Raw genomic sequence first — 16,853 nt, 5'->3', positions numbered from 1 at the left:
CTGGAACTGGTCGCGAGTCGCTCTTCGCCGCCCAACGAGGAGAGAGGTCATGTCCAGACGCCATATCGGTCGCATCGGTCGCCTTGCCCTGATCGTCGCCATCCTCTTGCTGACGTTACCGCTCTTGAGCTGCAGCGAGGACGATGACGAGGGTCCCACCGGTCCGGATCTTCCCGACGGCATCTACTTCAACGCGGCCAACGGCCACTATTATCAGCCCGTGGCCGGAGCGTCCACGTGGACCGAGGCCCGGGACGCGGCGGCGGCCGCCACCTACGAGGAGCTCACCGGGCACCTGGCCGTCGTCGACAGCGAGCAGGAGAACCTGTTCCTCTACAACGACCTCGGGACCGACGTCCAGCGCTACTACCTCGGTGGATTCCAGGACTCCGAGTCGCCCGATTACGCCGAACCGGACGGTGGCTGGTGCTGGTGCACGGGTGGGGAGTTCGCCTACACCGCCTGGGCGCCCAACGAACCCAACAACGGCGGCGCCGAGCATTACCTGGCCTTCATCTGGGGCGAACAGCCCATCTGGAACGATGTCCCCGGGAACTGGGACATGAACGCGGGCTACATCATCGAGTTCGAGTAGCGGGCCGGGGGGCCCGCTGTTGAATTTCGGAAAAGAGTCTGTATATACTCGGCTCCGGGTCTCGATCGATGCCAGGCGCCGGGATCACGCGGCGTGAGCAAACCCTCCCCGTTACTGGAAGGCCAGCCATGAACCCGATCCACCGCTCGACCGAGTTCTGCGCCCGTCTGTTCCCCTGGGCCCTCTGCCTGACCCTGCTGGCCATGGTCCCGGCGGCTCTGGCCGCGGACACCGAGGCGACCGGATTCTCCGGCCCTTCGCACTTCCTCCGCGGCGCCTACCAGTTCGGCTCGGTCCTGCAGACCAACGACTTCCTCAAGGGCGACAACCAGTCCGGCGAGCCCATCGACAGCTTCCAGTCGGCGCGCCTCGAGTTCGGCTGGCAGACCGACGGCTCCCGGGACTGGCACCACGTCTTCAACTTTCCGACCTACGGCATCGGCCTCTACGGCGCCGATCTCGACAACGACGAGGAGCTGGGGACGCCCACCTCGCTCTACGGCTTCTTCGGCTGGCCCCTGGCCCGCACCGGACGCTGGACGTTCAACTTCGAGCTGGCCTTCGGCTTCACCAACGACTGGAAGCCGTACGATCCGGTGAACAACCCCAAGAACGTCGCCATGGGACTCGGCCGCTCGGTGCACATCGAGGTGGGCGCCAACGCGGAGCTTCGCCTGGCCCGGCGCTGGTCGCTCATCGGCGGCGTCACCGGGACCCACTTCTCCAACGGCGGCACCCAGCGCCCCAACCACGGCCTCAACCAGGTCGGCCCCATCCTCTTCGCCAAGTGGGATACCGGCGAACCGGTCGAGCCTCCCGTCCGTCGCTTCGGCATCGCCTACGAGAAGGCCTGGGATCTGACGGTGACCGGTTCCTACGGCAAGCGGAACCTGGATCTCGACTTCACGGATCCCGCTCTCCGGGAGGAATACGGCAACCGCAGCTACTTCATCGGCAACGTGACCGTGGGCGCGGGATACCGGTTCAGCTACAAGTCGCGGGTCGCGTTCGGCCTGGATTTCTGCTACGACGAATCGGTGGGCGACATCATGCGCGTCGACGGCATCAACAAGGGCTACAACGCCGATCCGAGCAGCAGCGACAACCTCGAGCTGGGCCTCTTCGGCGGGTACGAGATCTACGCCCATCGCACCCACCTGATCATCCATCTCGGCTACAAGATCCTCTACAAGGACGTGGAGGGGCGCCTGCCCGAGTTCTACCAGCGCCTGGGCGTGCGGCAGTTCGTCTACCGGAACTGGTTCGCCGGCCTGAACGTGCGCTTCCATGAACTGGGCAGCGCCGACAACCTCGAGTGGGTGGTGGGTTACCGGATGTGAGACGGCCTGGAGAGGGTCGACAGCGAAGCGCCGATCAATAGAAATAGCGCATGTCCAGGGAGAATTGCATCAGTTGCATGGCGGACCCATGCAGGGCGCTGTCGTAATAGGATGTCTGCACATCGATGCCGATGCAGAAGTTCCGGCGGCCCATGGCGGCCAGGCGGGCGCTCCATAACCAGACGTCCTTGGTGCTGCCGCCCAGCTGGTCGCTCTCGTAGCGCCCGCCCGTGAGCGCCAGCCCCAGCGGGGCCTTGATGTCGTAAATCAGGTCGTAGCTCAACGCCAGGCGACCATCGGTATTCCAGCTGTTGTTGCCCTTGCCGTCGAACGACTCGCCATAGATCATCTTGAACGATCCCAGCAGGCCGAACCGGCGGCTGATGCCCCAGCCGGCGTGCAGGCCGCCCACGCCCTGCAGCGAGTTGCGCGAGCGGACCAGGGAGACGTTCTGTCCCTCGATGATGCCGTTGGCCCAGTCGATCAGGTTGATGAAGGTGCCGCCGTTGTTGCCGAGGCTCACCGAACTGCTCAGGATGAACTTGCGCGACTGGAGGACGCGCATCTTCCAGCCGACTCGGTAGCCGACCGAACCGGTGATCCCGTCGGCCAGGAGCGAGGCCGTGTCGCTGCCGACCCGCCCGGTGGCGTTCAGTGCCAGCTTCACGGCGAGCCAGTCCTTGGCGGCGTGCTGGTAGCGGAACCCGATCCCAGCCTGGAAGATATCGGCCTTGGCGGTGCCGAGGATCTGGTTGCCGTCGATTTCGAACAAGGGGACGGTGGCGTTGACGGTCTTGCCGAGGCCCACGATGGTCTGGACATCGGTGGTGATGAACGGTTCGGTGAGTGCCAGGACCGGCACGAATTGGTGGTCGCCGAGCTGGGGTATGGGCGACTCCTGGGCCATGGCGGTGCCGGCGGCGGCCAGCAGGAGCAGCGGGATAAGGACACGTCGCATGGTCACTCACCCCCCAGCGTGAACAGGAAGCTGGCCTGGAGGCTGAGACCCCGGTACTTCACGCTCGGACTGGCGAGTCCCGGCTGGGGTTCGCTTCCATCCCGCTCGACGATGTCGTTGAGCCCCTGGCTGTAGCGGACCTCCACGGTGAGGAAGTTCCGACCCAGCGGCACCATGACACCGGCGCCGAACAGGGCGCCGAGGGTCGAGGAGTGGTACGAGTCGGTGTTGTCCACACGGCCCTCGCCGACATCGATGCTGGCGTCGAGCAGTACGTTCAGTTCCAGGCCGGCCGTGACGAATCCGCGGGTGCCGACGGGGTTGCCGCTCACCCGCACGAGCAGCGGCAGGGCGAAGTAGTTGATCTCGTAGTCGTATTGGGCGATCACCTCGTTGCGGTACTCGAATTCCTGGCGGCAGTGGCGGGGTGCGTAACCGGGCTGGAAACTCAGGGCGACGTCGGAGGTGAGGTTCAGTTCGGCCGTCAGTCCGTAGCCCAGGCTGTGGCTCTGCCGCCACTTGCCTTCCTCCGGGAGTTCGCCGGCCAGGCGGTTGTTGATCCCGGCGATCTGCACCCCGAGCTTGCCGCCCAGCGCGCTGGCCGACGTCGTGGCCATGACCGTGATGAGGCAGATCGTGAGGATCGGACGCAGGATCATGCGCTTCTCTTTCACTCGTTCGTTCCCGCCGTTCCCATTATGAGACGATGACCAGGATGCCGGTCAAGGAGGAATGAGGGATCCGGGCTGGCCTGTGGCCGTCGGGTGGCCTGGTCGGGCATCCTACCGCGAATACCACTCCAAGGTTTCGAGGTACCGGCGCAACTCGCCCGCCGTGACGAACTTGCGGTGGATGAGGCTCGCCTTCAGGCCACAGCAGATGTCCTTGATTTCGGGGGGGTGCTTGGCGTAGCGGCGCTGTCCGCCGATGGCGTCGTAGAACAGCTTGACCAGGTCGCGCACGTCGGCGCGGATGGTGCGGGCGCTTGGCCGACCCCAGTGGAACATGTCCAGCAGCTTGATCTCGAAGCCGACGCCCCGGCGGTTGATGATGATGTTCTCGTCGTGCAGGTCGCCGTGGTACTCGCCCATGTCGTGGATGGCCTCGATGCCGGCCGCCAGCCCGTGCAGCAGGTGCAGGCCCTGGAACCAGCCCATGCGGCGCCCGGGCTGGCGCTTGAGGAACTCGGCGAGCAGCTCGCCCTCCACGTAATCGGAGACCAGCATGGTCACCGGCACGCCCTCGTGCTCCACCTGCTCCTGGGTGTGGTACTGGATCAGGATCGAGCATTCCCGCAGCTTGTGCAGCTTCTTGGCGTAGAACCGCACCGTGCGGTTGGCCTGGTTGCGCTGGGGGAAGAAGAGCTTGGCCGACCGCTCGATGCCCGTCGACCGCTCCTTCACCAGGTAGACCTCGCCCTCCCAGCCGCGGCCGAGGCGGCTGTCCACCACGTACTTGTCGGCCAGGAGGGTGCCCGGCTCGTAATCGAACGAACGGATCCTGCTGGGCATCGCGACCTCGGGGTGAGGGGCCACCGGACGCGCCCGTCATGGAAGCCCCACGGAGGCGGGACAGTCCCGGGCAGACGGATTCGACTGTTCGCCGGCCGGCGCCTCGGCCGCGAGGTCTCTCAGGCCAGATCCGAGGCGCAGAAGGCGCACTTGGTGGCCTTGATGTGGATCGTCGACAGGCAGTGCGGGCATTCCTTGGTCGTGGGGGCGGCCGGAGCGGGCGCCTCTTCCTCGCGCTTCAGCTTGTTGATGTTGCGGATGACCAGGAACACGGCGAAGGCCACGATCAGGAAGCTGATGATCGTGTTGATGAACACGCCGATGTTCATGGTGACCGCACCGGCGGCCTGGGCATCGGCGAGGGTGGCGTAGGGCCCGGCCGCCGCGGCACCCTGGCGCAGGACGACGAAGATGTTGGCGAAGTCGACCCCGCCAAGCAGCATGCCGATGGGCGGCATGATCACGTCGGCGACGAACGACTTGACGATGGTGCCGAAGGCCGCACCGATGATGATGCCCACGGCCATATCCACCACGTTACCCTTGACGGCGAATTCCTTGAATTCCTTCAGCATCGTGGACCCCTGACGTTAAGGAACGGGATCAAGCAGCTGTCGTCCAAGATGTCGTCGCGGCACGGTCGGCAAGATTCTGTTCGGTCGGTGGGATGGTCGCAAGTCAAATCTCGGGCCCGCGCTGCTGGACAGCGCGGGCCCCTCGTTCTCGACTCGCCGGAACGGTCACTTCGCCAGCAGCAGCTTCCGGCTCATCTCCTCGCCATCCGGCGTCAGCAGCCGCACGAAGTATACCCCGCTGGCCACCGGCCGCCCCAGCGCGTCCCGACCGTTCCAGGTGACCGCGTGGTCGCCCGCCGGCAGGTCCTCGCGCACCAGGCTCTTGACCAGCCGGCCGCGGATGTTGAACACGCCGAGCTGGGTCGCGCCGGCGGTCGGCAGGCGGAAGTGGAGCGTGGTCAAGGGGTTGAACGGGTTGGGCGCCGCGGCCAGCGCCACGTCGAGCACGCCAGGCACCGTGCCGTCGTCCACGCCCGTGGCGCCGCCGAAGTCGCCCACGAGCAGGAAGTCGTCCACGCCGGCCTCCACCAGGGAGCCGGCGTCGAGGTCGCTGGCCACGAAGCGCAGCTGCACCTGGGCCGGGGCCGCGAAGTAGTCGGCCAGCAGGAACTGCTGCTCGAGCCACTGGGCATCCGACTCGAGGGTGTGCTCGAGGGTGGTCCAGGTGGCGCCGCCGTCGTTGGAGATCTCCACGTCCCAGGAGTCCTCGCCCGGATTGTTGCCGGCGTCGTTGGTGTACCAGCGCCAGTAGCGGATCGCCACGTCCACGCCGCCCGTGAGGTCGTAGACCGGGGAGTAGAGCGTGGTCTTGCCGCCGTCCACGTCGTTGAAGCCGGCCGACTCGCCGGCCACGTGCTGGCCGGTGATCCAGGCCTGGGTGCCGAGGTCGGTGTGGTCGTCCTCGGGCTGGACCACGGCGCCGTTGTAGCTGGTGCCCACCGGATCGACGCGCACCCAGAGGCCCGCGTTCGCGTCGTCGTCGGGCGCGCCCACGGTCCAGCCGCGGTCGGTTTCCATGGCGTGGTCGAACGCGGTGGCGATCTCGTAGGTGAACAGGACGTCGGGGGCGCCGCGTGGTGCGGTGCCGGCGTAGCCGTAGACGTCGCTGGCCGCGAGGTAGTACTCCACGACCACGCCATCGCCGGGAGCCTGGGGAATGGTGCCGGAGTACTCGCCCGGCAGCCCGGTGGCGGTGAGCGGTTCCTCGATCCAGGCGCCGCCGTCGACGCGCCAGTTCAGGCGGACGCTGCCGGGAGCGATCTCCGCGCCGCCGAAGCCCTCGATCCGGGCGGTCACCTGCTGCGGTCCCATGTAGGGGGCCTGGAACGGCACCGGCGTGTGGATGAACGACGGTCCGCGCAGGTCGCCGGCGGTGGCGATGAGGTAGAGCGCGGGCCAGAGGTTCTCGTCGAAGAGGCCCTGGCGCTCGGCGTCGGAGGGCCAGAAGCCCGTGCTGCCGATCTCGTTGCTGAAGGCGAAGATCTTGGTGTGCTCGTCCTGCTGGCCGTAATCCCAGTCGATGTTGCCGCCGCAGACGTCGTAGAGCACCTCGCCCGGCTGGCCCGGCGTGTAGCCGTTGTACTGGACCATGGCGGCGGCCATCTCCACGAAGGTTGCGTTGTCGGGGGTGTCGGCGGTGGTGTAGCCCCACGGGTAGAGGGTCAGGTCGCCGTAGGTGTGGTAGCTCTGGCGGATCACGAAGTCGTGCTCGTTGATGAACTGCATCATGGCCTGGGTCTCGGGCTCGCTGCCGGCCGACGGGCCGCGGTAGGTCTCCGAACCCGGGTCCCCGCTGCTGCCGTAGTCGCAGCCCCATTCGTAGGGATAGTTGCGGTTCAGGTCGACCCCCATGGTGCCGTCGCCGTTGTTGCGGCGGTTCTTGCGCCACATGCCGCCGCCGGCGGGGTTGGTCAGCTCGTTGTAGACGAAACCGTCGGGGTTGACCCAGGGCACCATGTAGACCGCGTTCTCGTCGAGCAGCGAGACGATCTCGGGATCGCCGGCGCGGTACTGCTCGGCCAGGTACGCCGTGAGCATGAGCACCATCTCCGGGGTCATGACCTCGCGCGCGTGGTGGAGGGCGTCGAAGAGGACCTCGGGCTCCTCGAACTCGTGTTGCTCGGGGTTGTCGGAGACGCGCACGCACCAGAGGTTCCGCCCCTCGTGGCTCCAGCCCAGCGACCATTTGGCGCTGACGACCTCGGGGTACTCGGTGCTGATGCTGTCGAGCCAGGCCACGCCCTCGTCGTAGGTGTGGTAGAGGCCGAAGTTGTCGCGGTTGCCGTTGCGCGCGGCGTAGAACGCCTCCATGTCCTCCTGGAGCACCTCCACGCGCGAGCCCAGGGTGAGCCACCGGGCCAGTTCGTCGCGGGGGACGACCACGTCGGCAAAGCGTCCCGCGCGGCCGGCGACCACGTCCCAGCCGGCCTGGTTCTCGGCGAAGAACTGCTGATCGGACTCGCTCTCGAGCCAGAAGCGGATCAGGCTGTGGCTGGTGTCGGCAGCCACGCTGACGGCCGGCACGACCAGGGCCAGGGACACGAGGACCGCGGCGACCAGGCCGGCGCGGCGGGTGGAACGAGTGCGGGCAGTCTTCACGGTCTTCCCCTCGGCTGGAGCGATCGAACAGCAGGATCACCTGGAATGATACCATGGATCGCGGGCTCAAGTCTTCGGCGGGTCGCGGCTGTCCTGGCGGACGGACTCGCGGCGATTCTGACCTATCGCGTCTATCTTGACGGTTCTGAAAACAGATGAAGGTTATCTGAATTTAAATCCGCCAATGTCGAAAAAGCCCCTGGAGAATGCCATGCCCCTGACCCCAGGACAGAAGCTCGGCCACTACGAGATCACGGCCGCCATCGGCGCCGGCGGCATGGGCGAGGTCTACAAGGCCACCGACACGCGACTCGAACGCACGGTGGCCATCAAGGTCATGCCCGACCACGTGGCGCTCAGCGACGAACTGCGGGCGCGTTTCCAGCGCGAGGCGCGGGCCATCTCCAGCCTCAACCATCCCAACATCTGCACGCTGCACGACGTGGGCCACGAGGATGGGACCGACTTCCTGGTCATGGAATACATCGAGGGCGAGTCTCTGGCCGAGCGCCTCAAGCAGGGCCCGCTCACCACCAATGAGGCGCTGCGCATCGCCATCCAGGTGGCCGACGGCCTGGATGCTGCCCATCGCCAGGGCCTGATCCACCGCGACCTCAAGCCGGGAAACGTCATGCTGACCCGCGGCGGGGCCAAGATCCTGGACTTCGGCCTGGCCAAGCTCAGCACGCCCGGGCCCACCACGGCGAGTTCGGCGTCGCAGGTCACCATCCCGGTGTCCGCGCCCCTGACCATGGACGGGACCATCCTCGGCACCATCCAGTACATGGCGCCCGAGGCGCTGGAGGGCGGCGAGGCCGATGCGCGCAGCGACATCTTCGCCTTCGGAGCCCTGCTCTACGAGATGGCCACCGGTCAGAAGGCCTTCCACGGCAAGAGCCAGGCGAGTCTGATCGCCTCGATCCTCAAGGAGACGCCGCCGTCGGTGTCGCAGCTCCAGCCCCTGGCGCCGCCCATGCTCGAGCAGGTCATCGACCAGTGTCTGCAGAAGGATCCCGACGATCGCTGGCAGACCGCCGGCGATCTGAGGCGCGCCCTGCAGTGGATCATCGATGGCGGCTCGCAGGCCGGCGTCCCGGTGAAGGTCTCGCGGCGACGCAAGCGGCGCGAGACGGTCCTCGCCGCGGCGGTCGGTCTCCTGGCCGTGGTGGCGGCCTACCTGGGTTACACCGCGTGGCGACTGGACCATCGCGAGGTACGCGTGATGCGCACCAACATCCAGCTGACCGACGGCTCCGAGCTCTGGAGCCTGGCCGGCGGCATGGCCGAGCTCTCGCCCGACGGCAAGAAGCTGGCCTACGTCGCCCGCGATTCGACGGCCGACGATCCGCGGCTCTGGATCCGGCCCCTCGACTCCTTGACGGGGATCCCGCTGCCGGGCACCGAGTTCGCCATGTTCCCGTTCTGGTCGCCCGACAGCCGGTACATCGCCTTCTTCGCCGAGGGGAAGCTCAAGAAGGTGCTGGCCACCGGTGGACCCACCCTGACCCTCTGCGAGGCGGCGAGCGGACGCGGCGGCAGCTGGAACACCGACGACGTGATCCTCTTCACCCCGACGTCCACCGACGTGATCCACCGGGTTCCGGCCGCGGGGGGCGAGTCCCTGGCGGTGACCGTCCTCGATTCGACCCAGGAAGACTTCACGCACCGCTGGGTCCAGTTCCTGCCCGATGGGCGCCGCTTCCTCTTCTTCGCCCGCACCGGCAGCGACGCCGGCAGCGAGAACGACGCCGTCTGCCTGGGCAGCCTCGATGCGCCCGGAGTCGAGCGGCTCTTCCGGGCCAGGTCCAACGCGGCCTACGCCGACGGTCAGATCTTCTTCGTGCGCGAGCGGACGCTCATGGCGCTGCCGTTCGACGCCGGGGCCGGCCGCGTCACCGGCGACGCGGTGCCCCTGGCCGAGGGGATCTCCACCCTGACCAACTGGAGCCGCGGCGTGTTCACGGTGGCGCCCGGCGGCCTGCTCGTCTATCGGGAAGGCGATATCGCCAGCGGGTCCCAGCTGGAGATCATGGGCGTGGACGGCAGTCCGCAGGGACGGATCGGTCCGGCACTGACGCAGTACACGCCGCGGGTCTCGCCCGACGGAACGCGGGTGGCCGTGGACATCGAGGACATGGCCAGCAGCAATATCGACATCTGGATCTGGGACCTGAACCGGGGCATCCGCACGCGCCTGACGTTCGATGCGAACACCGACCGGACGCCGGTCTGGTCGCCCGACGGTCGCGAGGTGGCCTTCTACTCGGCACGGGAAGCTGGGCGGGGCCTCTACGTGAAGTCGGCCGACGGCACCGGCGCGGCGCGGCTGGTGGCCGCCTCGGCCGAGCGGCTGTTCCCCATGAGCTGGTCGCCCGACGGCGGCCTCATCGCCTACGTCGAGGCGGTGGGCGCCGATGCGGACATCTGGGTGGCGCACGCCGATACCAGCGAGCCGCCACGGCCGTTCCTGAAGACCCCGTTCGCCGAATGGGACGGCATGTTCTCTCCGGATGGGCGCTGGCTCGCCCTCACCTCCGAGGAGAGCGGCCGCGAGGAGGTCTACGTCACGCCGTTCCCCGGCCCCGGCAGCAAGTGGCAGGTCTCCACCAACGAGGGCGACCGGCCACGCTGGAGCCCCGACGGCAAGTATCTCTACTATCTCGACAACGACGACCACCTCAACATCGCCGAGATCGACGGTTCGGGGCCGGCGTTCTCCGTGGGCCGGGTGCGCCAGCTGCACGAGCTGAATCCGTCGCGACCCGGCGCCATCTACGATCTGTTCCCCGACGGCGAGCGGCTGGTCATCAACCATCGCCTGGGGATGAGCCAGTTGACGCGACTGGTGCTGGTGCAGAACTGGACCGAGGAGTTGCGGTAGGCGGGCGGGAAGCCGACTCGCCGCAGCTCGTGAAACAGTGGCCCTACCGCACCAACGCCACCCGCCTCACCGCTTCCCCCAGCGGTGTCTTCACTCGCGCCAGATACACGCCGGCGGGCAGCTCCCGTCCTCGCCCGTCTCGGCCATCCCAGATCGCGGCCCCGGTGCCCGCCAGCGTCCGCACCCGCCGTCCCCGCGCATCGAAGATCTCCACCGCCGGGGACGAACCGGGGGACCCGGCCAGCGTGAAGGTCGTGCGCGGATTGAACGGGTTGGGCGCCGCCAGCAGGATCGGCCCGGCGGCCGTCCGCGGCGTCAACGCCGGCGCTGCGGTCGGCGTCGCCGGACACTGCAGCGGCCACAGCCGTAGCTCGACGTCGTGGCCGCCGAAGACCACCAGGTTGCCCGCGTGGATCTGCAGGCTCAACCGGGAACCCGGGCCATTGGGCGAATCCGGACCCTCCGGGATGAACGCCAGGTGCTCGGGGTCGCCGGTGCCGTCCCAGCGGTAGAGGTCCACCGTCATCATGGACGCCACGTAGACCACATCGCCGTGCCACCGGATATCCACCACGGTCGGCTCCCAGAAGCACGGCTGTTCCACCCGCGCGAGCCGGGCCGCGGTGGCGGTGTCGGTGACGTCCCAGATCTCCCAGGCGTCGGGCTGGTTCGCGGTGTGGTCCACCACGAAGGCCAGACGCCGGTCGCCGCCCCAGACCACCTGGTGCAGATCGCCGCGGGCGGGATAGACCTCCTGGATCTCGGGCGCGAACGGGTCGGTCACGTCGACACGGAACAGGCCGATGGCCGCGCCGATCCAGAGCTCGCCGTCCAGGATCCGGATCTGGTTGAGGGCCTGGGCGGACGGCCACTGAGGGGTGACCGTCGTCATGGCGGCGGGGTCGCGCACGTCGTTGATCTCGAGGCCGCCGTCGTGGCGGGTCACGTACATGGCGCCCTGGTGCACCTTCAGGTCGAGGGGGCGGTAGTTCTCGGTCACCAGCAGGTCCACCTGGACCGGGTTCGCCGGGTCGGCGAGCGACCAGCTGTGGAAGCGGTTGTCGCCGAACATGATCTCGTAGGCGGTGAACAGGAAGCCGCCGCTCGCGTCGAGGCATTCGATGCCGCTGGGGATGTCCTGCAGGTACACCGGGGCCGTCACGTCGCTCACGTCGCAGACGCCCAGGTCGTCGCCCTTGCCGATGTAGCAATACGAGCCCACGAACACGGCCTCGTAACGCCTCTCGACATAGGGGTTCACGACCACGCCCGTGGGTGGGGGCGCCGTCCCGTAGCCGGCGCGCTCGAAGATCTGCAGGCCGAGGGGTCCCTCGGTGGCCAGGTGCGCGCCCTGGATGATCGACACCACCAGGTCGGTGCCCGGGATTCGCTGGTGGCCGTGGGTCCCCTGGGGAATGGGGATCCAGTTGAGCAGCTCGGGGTCGAAGCGGTCGCGACGGCCGCTGTGGACGTCGTACAGGTACAGGCCGTCGGGGATCTCGTAGCTGTAGCGGCTGGACAGGTAGGCCACGCCGTCGATGATGGCCGCGCCGTGACCGCCCACTGGCAGCTCGCCCAGGAGAACCGGCGCCTGCGGATCGCCGATGTCGACGAAGGTGCTGGTGAAGCGCCGGCCGATCACCACCAGGTCGCCCTCCAGACCCAGCGCCAGATCGCCGGTGGCGCCGCCGACGGCCAGCGATCCCCGGACCACTGGCCAGCTCGGCACGGCGACGTCGATCACGAGCACCGTGCCGGCCGCCATGGCCGCCACCGTATCGCCGTCGCGGGCCAGGCATTCCACCGGCAGGCCGAGGTCGAACTGGTCCGCGATCTGCGGGACGGCGGGGTCGTCGAGGTCGACCAGCACCAGGCCGGCGTCGCCGCCGGCCACCAGCAGGAGGCGGTCGTCGAGGAGCACGAGGTCCTGGGGCTGTCCGGGCAGGAAGAGATGGGTCGCGTAGCTCGGGGCGTCGGGGTCGTCGACGTCGATGATCACGATCGCGCTGCCGAGCAGGATCACGACGTAGTGGTCGATGGCGGTGAGGCGGGCGTGCTCGTATTGCTCCAGGGGGAAGCTGCCGCGCGCCACGGGGTCGGCGGGGTCGCCGATGTCGATCACCCGCAGGCCGACGTGGGACTGGAAGGCGTAGACCGTGCCGCCCTTGACGACGAAGTCGTCGTAACCGGCCGGGCTGACGGATCCCGAGGGATAGGACGGGACCTCGGCGCTGCCGATGCAGCGCAGGCCTCCGGTGTAATCGGCGCAGTCAGTGTCGGCGAGGCCGGCCGCGGCCAGGCCCAGGGCGAGGAGGATCGTGAGTAGCGGGCGAAACATGATCACCAATCCTTCGTTAGTTGGGAAATTATACCATGGGAGGCTGCCGCCTGTCAGTCGGGCTCGAACACGTCCTCGATGGCCACGCCGAACGCCCCGGCCACCGAGAACGCCAGCGACAGCGATGGCACGTACTTCTCCTGCTCGAGCATGATGATGGTCTGGCGCGTGCAGCCGCACTGCGCGGCCAGCGCGGTCTGGGTCAGGCCGTGCTCCTCGCGCAGGCGGCGCACGTGGTTGCGGATGCGGGCCTTAGCCATCGGCGGCACCGCTGTAGTCCACGATCAGGCTCACTATCGGATGCAGCAGCGACACCACCGCGACGGAGCCGTAGGCCAGCAGGTAGAGCCAGCCTGCCGGCACCGCGCCCAGTTCCCGGTAATGCTCGAAGAGCGCCAGGGTGGCCCCGAAGAACAGGATCAGCATGACGATCAGCGAGGCCGCCGAGGCCTGGCGTTCCACGGCCTTGTCGCGCTCGTCGAGGTCGCCGCGCCGCCGTCCGCGTCGGCTCCACACGAGAATGCCGAAATTCAGCAGGTACCCGGGCAGGATGATGTTGGCCGACAGGAGCCGGGCACCCTTGTTCTTCTCGGCGGTGAACGCCTCGGGGCCGACGGTGAAGAACACGGCAAACAGGGCGATGGTGATGAGGAACCAGGCGGTGCCGGAGATGAGGGCCGTCTTGCGGGCGAGTGACATGGGCTTCTCCCTGGTTGGGCGTGTAAGAAAAAATTTACACACCTGGTCGCAAGAAGTCAAGTATTTCTTACACTGACCCATCGCTCCTCGCGCAGGCTGGCTGCCCGTCGATCGCCTGGGTCAGGTGAATTGACGGGGGTTGTTCAGGATTGGTATACTCATTGATCAAATGTCGGCCAGGGGGGCCATGAGCCATGATCTGGAACGACACCGCGATCTGGACCATGATCTGGAGGGATGATCATGCATGGCCGCCACCGTGCCCTGCGGCTGACCACGCTCCTGGCCACGCTGCTCCTGCTGCCGGTCCTCGGCCTCGCCCAGCAGGATTGCCTGGACTACGATGACTACTACCCTGGACCGGCGCCCCTGGCCGGCGGCCTGCTCGGCCAGGGTAGCGCCGAGGGCGTGCTGCGCCACGGCGACACGCTGTTCCTCGCCACCTCCACCGGGATCGCGAGCTTCGACGTATCGGATCCCACCACGCCCCGGGCTCTCGACAAGATCGCCATCCCCGGTACGCGGCTGGCGGTGTCCGGGTCCGTGCTCGCCGTGATCAATTACGAGGAGGATCTGCAGATCCTCGACATCTCGAACCCGGCCGACATGCAGGTGGCGGGCTCGCTGCCCATTCCGGACATGGCCTGGGACGTGGTGGCCAAGGGCGTGCACCTGTACGTGACCTACGGGCCCTGGGGCGGCGGCGTCCTGGTGGTGGACATCTCGCACCCCGAACAGCCCGTGCACGTCAACGACCTCTTCCTGGTCGGCGGCTCGCGGATGGCCCTGTCGGGCACGTACCTCTTCCTGGTGGGACCCTACATCGATACATTCGACAGCGTGGTCCTGGCCCTGGACGTCTCCGATCCGACCGACCCGTCGATCGTCTTCGGCGAATACTACTTCGGCGGCGGCCTCGTCGACATCGCCGTGGACGGGCCGTATGCCTACGTGGCGGATGCCGCCAATCCGATCCGGATCCTCGACATCTCCGACCCGGCCGCCATCGAGCAGGTGGGCTGGATCGGCGGTTCGGGCCCTTCGCGCAGCCTGACGGTCCAGGGCGCCTTGCTCCATGCAGCCCTCGACACGCCGGCATACCCGGAGACCGAAGTGGCGGTCATCGATCTCGACGATCCCCTTGATCCGCAGATCCTGGGCCGCGTGGCGGTCCCCCACACGATCTGGGATCTCGTGGGCGTGGGGTCGACCATCCAGGCCGCCTGTGCCAGCGACGGGCTCCGGGTCGTCGATGCGAGCCAGCCGACCGATCCCGTGCTCCTGCCCTGGGACGAGACGCTGGGCCTGCCCGGTTACGTCCAGGACGTGGCCATGGGATCCACCCACGCCTACATCGTGAATCGGCAGGAGCTGCAGGTGCTCGCCCTCGGGACCCTGCCCACGCCGGCTCTCATGGGTGCCCTGGACATGGGAGCTCAGGGCCGCTGCGTGCACCGCGACGGACCGCTCCTCTTCTGGGGCGATCAGGCGACCGGTGAGGGCACCAGCGGCAGCCTCAAGATCCTGGACGCTACCGAACCGGAAGCGCCGGTGGTCCTGGGGTCTGCGGGCATGCCCGGTCCGCCTTTGGCCGTCACGAGCGACGGCGGGTATGCCTTCGCCATCTCGCAGATCGCCGGGCTGACCGTCGTGGATCTCGCCGACCTCGCCGCGCCGGTCCCGGTCGGCGGTCTCAACCTCCCGGGCCTGGAAAGCGGTATCGACCGTGTCGGGGACCACGTTTTCATCGCCACCAGCACGGGCCTCCACGCCGTGGACATCTCGGATCCGGTGGCACCGCAGCTTGCCGGCACCCTCGAGCTGTCCAACCCCGCCTACGACGTCGCCTGCCGTGGAGAAATCGCACTGGTGGCCGACGCCTGGGACGGCCGACTGTACGTGGTCGATATCTCCGATCCGACCGCGCTCTCCATGCTGAGCACGGTGAGCGGGCCCTTCTCGGCCAGGCGTGTGACGTTCCTGGACTCCTACGCCTACGTCATCGACACGAGCGACGGCGTCTGGATCGTCGACCTCGCCAGCGTCGAGGAGCCCGCGGTGGTGGGCTGGGCGCCGGTCCCAGGCCCCGCGGTGGCCGTGGACGCCTGCGGTTCGCTGGTGGGAGTCGCGTGCAGCGGCCACGGGCTCCACCTGGCCTGGACCCACTGCGATGGCGTGTTGCCGGTCGAACCGGAGACCGGCCCTGCGGTGGCCGCTCTGAGCCTCGCGGCGCGTCCCAACCCCTTCAACCCGGCCACGCGCCTCGACTACGCGGTCGTGAGCACGGGCCACGTCCGGCTGCGGATCTTCGATCTCCGCGGTCGTGCGGTGGCGACCCTGGTCGACGGGGTCGTGGCGGCCGGGTGCCACGAGGTCGTCTGGAACGGTCGCGATGCCGCGGGCCGGGAGGTTCCCAGCGGCGTCTACCTCTCGCGTCTGGAAATGGCCGGGCAGGTGGCGCAGGGTCGGCTGGCGCTCGTCCGGTAGACGGACCCGCCGAGGGCTTTGTCCTTTCCTTCCACAGGCCGACTCGGTAGCCTGGAACGGACAGTCGGGATTCCGTCAGTTGGAGGGACACATGGCCGCCGCGCATAGGCCGGACGACTCCTCGCCCCGGGGCGATTTCAAGCGAGAACTGCTCGACGATGCCTTCGTCATCCAGAAGGGCCTGTGGCAGACCATCGTCGCGCTCCTGATCCGTCCCCGGCGGGTCGTGGAGGCCTACGGCAAGGATGCCGGGACGGCCTATTACTCGCCCGTCAAGTGGGTCCTGCTGACCACGGCGGTGCTGACCTTCCTGCTCTACGCCGCGGTCGATTTCGACCGGATGCTCGACGACCAGATCCAGTCCTCCATCACCAGCAGGGAAGTCCAGCTGGATGCGGAGGACCAGGAGCAGGCGCTCGAGATCGCCGACGCGGCCGCCATGATCTACAAGAAGCTGAACCGCGATTACAGCGCGCTCTCGACGCTGTTCCTGATGCTGCCCGCGTTGTCCCTCTTCAGCTTCCTGCTGTATCGGCGGCGGATCGCGGGTTTCTCTCGGCACATGGCCTTCAACGCCTATTTCATCGGTGAGATCAACGTCCTGCAGCTCGTGCTCGTGGTCCCCATGTTCTTCATGAGCACGGAGTCGTTGCAGGAATCGGGGTACATGATCTCCCTGGATGTGGTCGGCATCGTCTATCTGCTGTACGCCTACCTCCGGCTGTTCGCCACCCGCAGGGTCGATAGCTGGTTCGTCGCCCTCCTGGCGCCGCTGCTCGGCGCCGGGCTCTACACGGCGGTCACCGTGGTGATCGCCGTGGGGGTCGGGACGATCCTGACCTTGAAATGACCACCCTGTCCTCAGCTTACG

At 67.7% G+C, this 16,853-nt stretch carries 13 protein-coding genes; 5 read left to right on the top strand and 8 right to left on the bottom strand.

What is annotated here, in order from left to right:
- Nucleotides 1-49: 49 nt before the first annotated feature.
- Both IFSED24_RS13930 and IFSED24_RS13925 read left to right on the top strand, forming a co-directional pair.
- The gene (locus IFSED24_RS13930) at nt 50-595 is read left to right on the top strand and encodes a C-type lectin-like domain-containing protein (RefSeq protein ID WP_491332079.1); all 546 of its coding nucleotides are present in this window, start codon (nt 50-52) and stop codon (nt 593-595) included.
- A gap of 128 nt (nt 596-723) precedes the next feature.
- Nucleotides 724-1,935, top strand: coding sequence for an acyloxyacyl hydrolase (locus IFSED24_RS13925; RefSeq protein ID WP_491332078.1), 1,212 nt, complete (start codon nt 724-726; stop codon nt 1,933-1,935).
- A 34-nt stretch (nt 1,936-1,969) separates the two neighbouring features.
- Here the strand turns inward: IFSED24_RS13925 and IFSED24_RS13920 are convergent, their stop codons facing one another.
- The 5 genes from IFSED24_RS13920 to IFSED24_RS13900 form a co-directional block, all read right to left on the bottom strand.
- Complete coding sequence (locus tag IFSED24_RS13920; RefSeq protein WP_491332077.1) at nt 1,970-2,893, bottom strand: hypothetical protein; 924 nt, start codon at nt 2,891-2,893, stop codon at nt 1,970-1,972.
- A gap of 2 nt (nt 2,894-2,895) precedes the next feature.
- Nucleotides 2,896-3,552: a porin family protein gene (locus IFSED24_RS13915; protein ID WP_491332076.1), complete on the bottom strand. Its 657-nt coding sequence runs from the start codon at nt 3,550-3,552 to the stop codon at nt 2,896-2,898.
- A gap of 123 nt (nt 3,553-3,675) precedes the next feature.
- Nucleotides 3,676-4,404 carry a protein kinase domain-containing protein gene (locus tag IFSED24_RS13910; protein ID WP_491332075.1) on the bottom strand — a complete coding sequence of 243 codons (729 nt, stop codon included), beginning with the start codon at nt 4,402-4,404 and terminating at the stop codon, nt 3,676-3,678.
- A 119-nt stretch (nt 4,405-4,523) separates the two neighbouring features.
- Nucleotides 4,524-4,979, bottom strand: coding sequence for a large conductance mechanosensitive channel protein MscL (mscL, locus tag IFSED24_RS13905; protein WP_491332074.1), 456 nt, complete (start codon nt 4,977-4,979; stop codon nt 4,524-4,526).
- A gap of 165 nt (nt 4,980-5,144) precedes the next feature.
- Complete coding sequence (locus tag IFSED24_RS13900; protein WP_491332073.1) at nt 5,145-7,577, bottom strand: M14 family metallopeptidase; 2,433 nt, start codon at nt 7,575-7,577, stop codon at nt 5,145-5,147.
- 211 nt (nt 7,578-7,788) lie between these two features.
- Here IFSED24_RS13900 and IFSED24_RS13895 point away from each other — a divergent pair, with 211 nt between their 5' ends.
- Nucleotides 7,789-10,458, top strand: coding sequence for a protein kinase domain-containing protein (locus IFSED24_RS13895; protein WP_491332072.1), 2,670 nt, complete (start codon nt 7,789-7,791; stop codon nt 10,456-10,458).
- Nucleotides 10,459-10,501: 43 nt separating this feature from the next.
- On the opposite strand, the gene IFSED24_RS13890 is transcribed toward IFSED24_RS13895, so the two are convergent.
- Genes IFSED24_RS13890 through IFSED24_RS13880 form a run of 3 tightly spaced genes read right to left on the bottom strand, consistent with a single transcriptional unit; the run spans nt 10,502 to nt 13,495 of the window.
- Entirely contained in the window at nt 10,502-12,796 is a 2,295-nt protein-coding gene (locus tag IFSED24_RS13890) for a hypothetical protein (RefSeq protein WP_491332071.1), read from the bottom strand.
- 53 nt (nt 12,797-12,849) lie between these two features.
- Nucleotides 12,850-13,056, bottom strand: coding sequence for a helix-turn-helix transcriptional regulator (locus IFSED24_RS13885; protein ID WP_491332070.1), 207 nt, complete (start codon nt 13,054-13,056; stop codon nt 12,850-12,852).
- Nucleotides 13,049-13,495 carry a hypothetical protein gene (locus tag IFSED24_RS13880; protein ID WP_491332069.1) on the bottom strand — a complete coding sequence of 149 codons (447 nt, stop codon included), beginning with the start codon at nt 13,493-13,495 and terminating at the stop codon, nt 13,049-13,051. Before IFSED24_RS13880 ends, IFSED24_RS13885 begins: the two co-directional genes overlap by 8 nt.
- Nucleotides 13,496-13,738: 243 nt before the next feature.
- On the opposite strand from IFSED24_RS13880, the gene IFSED24_RS13875 reads away from it, so the two are divergent.
- Nucleotides 13,739-15,982 carry an LVIVD repeat-containing protein gene (locus tag IFSED24_RS13875; protein ID WP_491332068.1) on the top strand — a complete coding sequence of 748 codons (2,244 nt, stop codon included), beginning with the start codon at nt 13,739-13,741 and terminating at the stop codon, nt 15,980-15,982.
- 91 nt (nt 15,983-16,073) lie between these two features.
- Entirely contained in the window at nt 16,074-16,832 is a 759-nt protein-coding gene (locus IFSED24_RS13870; RefSeq protein WP_491332067.1) for a hypothetical protein, read from the top strand.
- Nucleotides 16,833-16,853: the final 21 nt, after the last annotated feature.

It is taken from the genome of Candidatus Latescibacter sp. IFSED24, assembly GCF_058273205.1.
Note: the sequence above shows the minus strand (reverse complement) of the source record. Positions and strands in the feature narration are given on the sequence as shown.

Excerpts from the sequence above, each read along its gene's own strand:
- IFSED24_RS13930 (WP_491332079.1), top strand. The coding sequence starts at position 50 with ATGTCCAGACGCCATATCGGTCGCATCGGTCGCCTTGCCCTGATCGTC.
- IFSED24_RS13925 (WP_491332078.1), top strand. The coding sequence starts at position 724 with ATGAACCCGATCCACCGCTCGACCGAGTTCTGCGCCCGTCTGTTCCCC.
- IFSED24_RS13920 (WP_491332077.1), bottom strand. The coding sequence starts at position 2,893 with ATGCGACGTGTCCTTATCCCGCTGCTCCTGCTGGCCGCCGCCGGCACC.
- IFSED24_RS13915 (WP_491332076.1), bottom strand. The coding sequence starts at position 3,552 with ATGATCCTGCGTCCGATCCTCACGATCTGCCTCATCACGGTCATGGCC.
- IFSED24_RS13910 (WP_491332075.1), bottom strand. The coding sequence starts at position 4,404 with ATGCCCAGCAGGATCCGTTCGTTCGATTACGAGCCGGGCACCCTCCTG.
- mscL (WP_491332074.1), bottom strand. The coding sequence starts at position 4,979 with ATGCTGAAGGAATTCAAGGAATTCGCCGTCAAGGGTAACGTGGTGGAT.
- IFSED24_RS13895 (WP_491332072.1), top strand. The coding sequence starts at position 7,789 with ATGCCCCTGACCCCAGGACAGAAGCTCGGCCACTACGAGATCACGGCC.
- IFSED24_RS13890 (WP_491332071.1), bottom strand. The coding sequence starts at position 12,796 with ATGTTTCGCCCGCTACTCACGATCCTCCTCGCCCTGGGCCTGGCCGCG.
- IFSED24_RS13885 (WP_491332070.1), bottom strand. The coding sequence starts at position 13,056 with ATGGCTAAGGCCCGCATCCGCAACCACGTGCGCCGCCTGCGCGAGGAG.
- IFSED24_RS13880 (WP_491332069.1), bottom strand. The coding sequence starts at position 13,495 with ATGTCACTCGCCCGCAAGACGGCCCTCATCTCCGGCACCGCCTGGTTC.
- IFSED24_RS13875 (WP_491332068.1), top strand. The coding sequence starts at position 13,739 with ATGCATGGCCGCCACCGTGCCCTGCGGCTGACCACGCTCCTGGCCACG.
- IFSED24_RS13870 (WP_491332067.1), top strand. The coding sequence starts at position 16,074 with ATGGCCGCCGCGCATAGGCCGGACGACTCCTCGCCCCGGGGCGATTTC.